Source organism: Bradyrhizobium sp., from assembly GCF_019242285.1.
GTDB lineage: Bacteria > Pseudomonadota > Alphaproteobacteria > Rhizobiales > Xanthobacteraceae > Bradyrhizobium.
Genome location: NZ_JAFAVV010000178.1, coordinates 1 through 4,661, shown reverse-complemented (window position 1 = coordinate 4,661; position 4,661 = coordinate 1). Strand labels below are relative to the sequence as shown.

At 66.8% G+C, this 4,661-nt stretch carries 4 protein-coding genes; 2 read left to right on the top strand and 2 right to left on the bottom strand.

The window, feature by feature from the left end; translation table 11 throughout:
- Both JOY90_RS06685 and JOY90_RS06680 read right to left on the bottom strand, forming a co-directional pair.
- On the bottom strand, positions 1 to 1,102 hold a 1,102-nt coding region (locus JOY90_RS06685; protein ID WP_291690360.1), incomplete at its 3' end, for a DNA polymerase Y family protein.
- A 133-nt stretch (positions 1,103 to 1,235) separates the two neighbouring features.
- Positions 1,236 to 2,045, bottom strand: coding sequence for a DNA repair protein (locus JOY90_RS06680; RefSeq protein WP_291690359.1), 810 nt, complete (start codon positions 2,043 to 2,045; stop codon positions 1,236 to 1,238).
- A gap of 160 nt (positions 2,046 to 2,205) precedes the next feature.
- Here JOY90_RS06680 and JOY90_RS06675 point away from each other — a divergent pair, with 160 nt between their 5' ends.
- A complete protein-coding gene (locus tag JOY90_RS06675; protein WP_291690361.1) occupies positions 2,206 to 3,444 on the top strand; it encodes a putative DNA modification/repair radical SAM protein in 1,239 nt (412 codons plus the stop codon).
- The coding region (locus tag JOY90_RS06670; protein ID WP_291690358.1) for a UdgX family uracil-DNA binding protein at positions 3,444 to 4,661 on the top strand (1,218 nt) is incomplete at its 3' end. The genes JOY90_RS06675 and JOY90_RS06670, both read left to right, overlap by 1 nt.

Here is a 4,661-nt window from a genome sequence, read left to right as displayed (position 1 = left end):
CCTGCGGCAGGTGCACGACGATGCGATGGCGCCCGATCCGCGCGGCGATGCGGTCGATCAAGGCGGCCAGCTCGTCATTGTCGTGCACATGGCTGTCGAGATCGCGCTGCTCCTGCACCACGATCTCGGTACGGCTCGCGGCCAGCCGGATCAGGTCGAAGCCGAAGCCGGGATCGAGCGGATCATTCAGCGCCTCCAGCCGCTCGCGGAACAGGCGGTCCACCATCCCGACCCGGGTCACCGGCCGGCCGGTCTCGACCTCGATCACGCGCACCGCGCCGTCGGTGCGGAAGAAGCTCGCCGCGAGCTGCCGCGCGCCCTTGCCCTGCTTCTCCATCGCGGCGACCAGCGTTGCCGCCAGCCGGGACAGGGTGGCCGAGATCACATTGTCGGTCGCGACCGGCTCGGCAAAGCGCTGCTCCACGATGTAGTCGGGCAGGGGTTTTCGCGGATTGATCGGCGCATCGCCCTGCCCCAGCGCATGCGCCAACAATGTCGTGAAGGCGGAGCCGAACCGTGCCGCGATCTCATGCGAGGCGCGCGCGGCGACCTCGCCGATGGTCTTCAGCCCGGCGCGGCGCAGGCCTGTGGCGATCGCCTCGTCCGCACCGAGCGCGGAAACCGGCAAGGCGCCGACTGCTTCGGCCTCCTCACCATCGGCGACGATGCGGCCATGGACATGACGGGTCAAAGTGCGCGCACAGACCGCGGTCGAGGCGATCGCGGCGCTGACAGTGAAGCCTTGCAGGGTGAGTGCGTCGCACACGAGCCGCAGCAACGCCGCTTCACCGCCGAACAGATGCGCGCAACCGCTGATGTCGAGGTACAGGCCATGCGGCGGATCGAGCGCGACCAGCGGCGTGAAGCGGTCGCACCAGTCGGCGATGTCGTTCAGCGTCCTGGCGTCGGCGGCGAGATCGGCGTCGAACACCTGCAATTCGGGGCAGATGGCGCGCGCATTGGCGAGCGGCAGGCCTGCATGCAGGCCGTAAAGCGCGGCGGCCTCATCGAGCGAATAGAGCTGCAGCGCATTGTTCTGCTTGAGCACGACGACGCTCGGGCCAGCTCGCTCCACCTCCCCCGCGCGCGGGGGAGGTCGCATCGCATCGACAGATGCGATGCGGGTGGGGGAAACTCTCTCCATACGAACAGTGTCATTTGTGGAGGCACCCCCACCCCCGCCCTCCCCCGCTTGCGGGGGAGGGAGCCGGCCGGCCGTGTTGTTGGAGTGAGCATCAGCCCGCGCGGCGCTGGCGGATAACTGACGCTTGATCCGATCGATGGGCAGGCGTGGCAGCCACAGGCTGAGAATGCGCCGTCGTCCCTGCTCTGAAAATTCCTTCATCGCAATTCCATTCCATGATCCAGTGCCCGAGCGAACCATGACGGTTGCGGACCAGTTGCGCGTCGAACAGCGGCGCGCCCCACGCGCTCCAGGGCGCAGCCGGCGGCGAATGCGCTGCCCGCACGATCCATCGGGTTTCCGCCGTCGAGGGCTCCGGCTGCGCCGCGCTCCGCAGCAACACCCCGGTGACGCCCGAGGCCTGGGCGGCCAGCGTCAATTTGCGGCTTGCGACCAGATCGAGCTGCCGCGCCGCGCCCCAGACCTCCAGCACCACGGCGCCCAGCGCATCGCAGGCGAGCGCATCCGCGACCGTCCGCAGCGCGCTCTCGACATCCGCAGCGCGCACCGTCACCAGGCGGCGCGGATCGAGGCCGAGCTCGGCAAGGCCGCCCGGCGACAACGCGCCCGTTTCCCGCTCGATGAAATCCTGCCGCACCCACAACAGCGGCCGCCGCGCCGCGACCCGCGCTGCGAGGCCCGCGACAAAGCCGGTGGCGGCCGAGGTCTGCCGGCCGGCTTCCGCGAACACCTCATGCATCACGCCGGCCGCAAGCCCGCCCTGCAGCACCGCATCGGCCTCGGCATGCCCGAGCGCGACACGCCGCAGGTCAAGCACATCGCCATTGGCCTTGAGATGGGCCTCGAGGCGCGCGATGTCGCCCCGCAAAGATGCAAGCGTCCTCATGCGTGCGCTGGTCATGCGCCGCTTCCCTTTTGGTGGTTGCCGCCGTGGCTGAATAAGAACCACTGGCCAGCCCAATCGTTCATGATATGTTCTAATATAAAGCTAACGGCGCCAGCAGAGTCAATCCGGATCGGCGCAAATGAGATTCGTGAGCGGAATCAAGAGGATTCAGATGATGGATATCATGCGCAAGCTGGAGATCCTGGCGGATGCCGCCAAATACGACGCCTCCTGCGCATCCAGCGGTACGGAGCTAAGGGATTCCAGCGACGGCAAGGGTCTCGGCTCGACCGCGCCCGGCATGGGCATCTGCCATTCCTATGCGCCGGACGGCCGCTGCATCTCGCTGTTGAAGGTGCTGCTCACCAATGCCTGCAACTACGACTGCCTCTACTGCGTCAACCGCGCCTCCTCCAACGTCGCCCGCGCGCGCTTCACCATCGACGAGGTGGTGAAACTGACGATCGCGTTCTATCGCCGCAACTACATCGAAGGCCTGTTCCTGTCCTCCGGCATCATCCGCAGCGCCGACTACACCATGGAGCAGGTGATCGCGGTCGCGCGCAAATTGCGCGAGGAGCATCGCTTCCGCGGCTACATTCATCTGAAGACGATTCCGGAAGCCGATGACGCGCTGATCGCGGAAGCCGGAAAATATGCCGACCGCCTCAGCATCAACATCGAGATGCCCTCGGAGACGAGCTTAAAGAGATTCGCTCCCGAGAAGGACGTACGCGCGATCCGCCGCACCATGGGACGGCTGCGGCTCAGGCTCGACGAGGCGAAGGAAGCGGCGAACAACGTGACCAGGACAAGGCCGCCGCGCTTCGCGCCGGCCGGCCAGAGCACGCAGATGATCGTCGGCGCGGATGCGGCCAGCGATCGCGCCATCCTCGACACCAGCGCCAATCTCTACGGCGCCTATCGGTTGAAGCGGGTCTATTACTCGGCCTTCAGCCCGATCCCCGACGCCAGCCGCGCGTTGCCCTTGCAGCCGCCGCCTCTGGTGCGCGAGCACCGGCTCTACCAGGCCGACTGGCTGATGCGCTTCTATGGCTTTTCGGCGCGCGAGATCGTGGACGACAAGGCCGGGATGCTGCCGCTCGACATCGACCCGAAGCTCGCCTGGGCGCTCAAGCACCGCGACCGCTTCCCGCTCGACATCGCGCGCGCCAGCCGCGAGGAGCTGTTGCGCGTCCCCGGCTTCGGCACCAAGGCGGTCGATCGCATCATCGCCACGCGCCGCAACACCACCATTCGCCTCGCCGACCTCGCCCGCCTCAACATCCCGAGGAACAAGGCGCTGCCGTTCATCGTTCTCAGTGATCACCGTCCCTCGCCCCATCTTCTGGACGGTGCGGCGCTGGCGGCGCGGTTCAAGCCGAAGGCGCGACAGCTCGGATTTGGCTTTTGATGCACGTCGTCACCCTCGACAGCGAAACCGATATCGAAGGCTGGCGAAAGGCCGCGCGCAGGCTTGCGTTGAACAACGTGAAACCGGACGAGGTGAGCTGGCGCGTCGCGGGCAACGAGCCGGAGTTGTTCGATGTGACGACGGCACCGCCGCTGCCGGAGGTGGCGGAAGGCACGTTCAACGTCCCCGCCAAATTCGTCGAGTTGGCGCAGACCGCCATCCTGCACCGCGAGCCGGCACGGTTCGCACGGCTCTATCGGCTGTTGTGGCGGCTGAAGAGCCATCACGATCTGCTGGAGATCGCGACCGATCCCGACGTCGCCGAGGTCAATGCGATGGCGCGGGCGGTGCGCCGCGACGAGCACAAGATGCACGCCTTCGTCCGCTTCCGCGAGGTCGGCCGCGACCCGAAATCGCATTTCGTCGCCTGGTTCGAGCCGGAGCACCACATCGTGGAATTGGCGGCGCCGTTCTTCGCCCGCCGCTTCGCCGACATGCCCTGGTCGATCCTCACCCCCGATTTGTGCGCGCATTGGGACGGCGGCTCGTTGAGCTTCACGGAGGGCGTGAGCCGCGCCGAGGCGCCCAGTGAAGACCGGCTGGAGGAAGTCTGGCGGCGCTACTACGCCAGCATCTTCAATCCCGCACGGTTGAAAGTGAAGGCGATGGAAAAGGAGATGCCGAAGAAATATTGGCATAACCTCCCCGAGGCCCCCCTGATCAAGCCATTGATCGCGGGCGCGGGCCAGCGCACCGGCGCCATGATCGAGGACGCCGCCACCGATCCGAACAGGAAGCAACAGAAGCCGGAGCCCGCCATGATCCGCAAGACCGAAACCGCAGGCGATCTCGAGACGCTGCGCGAGGAAGCCGCCGCCTGCCGCGCCTGCCCGCTGTGGAAGGACGCGACCCAGACCGTGTTCGGCGAAGGCCCCAAGCACGCGCAGGTGATGCTGGTCGGCGAGCAGCCCGGCGACAAGGAGGACCTCGCCGGCAAGCCGTTCGTCGGTCCCGCGGGCCAGATGCTCGACCGCGCGCTGGAGGAAGCCGGCATCGACCGCCGAAAGGTCTATGTCACCAACGCGGTGAAACACTTCAAATTCGTGCCGCGCGGGAAAATCCGGCTGCATCAGAAACCGGTGACGCCGGAAATCAAGGCCTGCCGCCAATGGTACGAGCGGGAGCTTGCCGTGGTGCAGCCGCATCTGGTGGTCGCG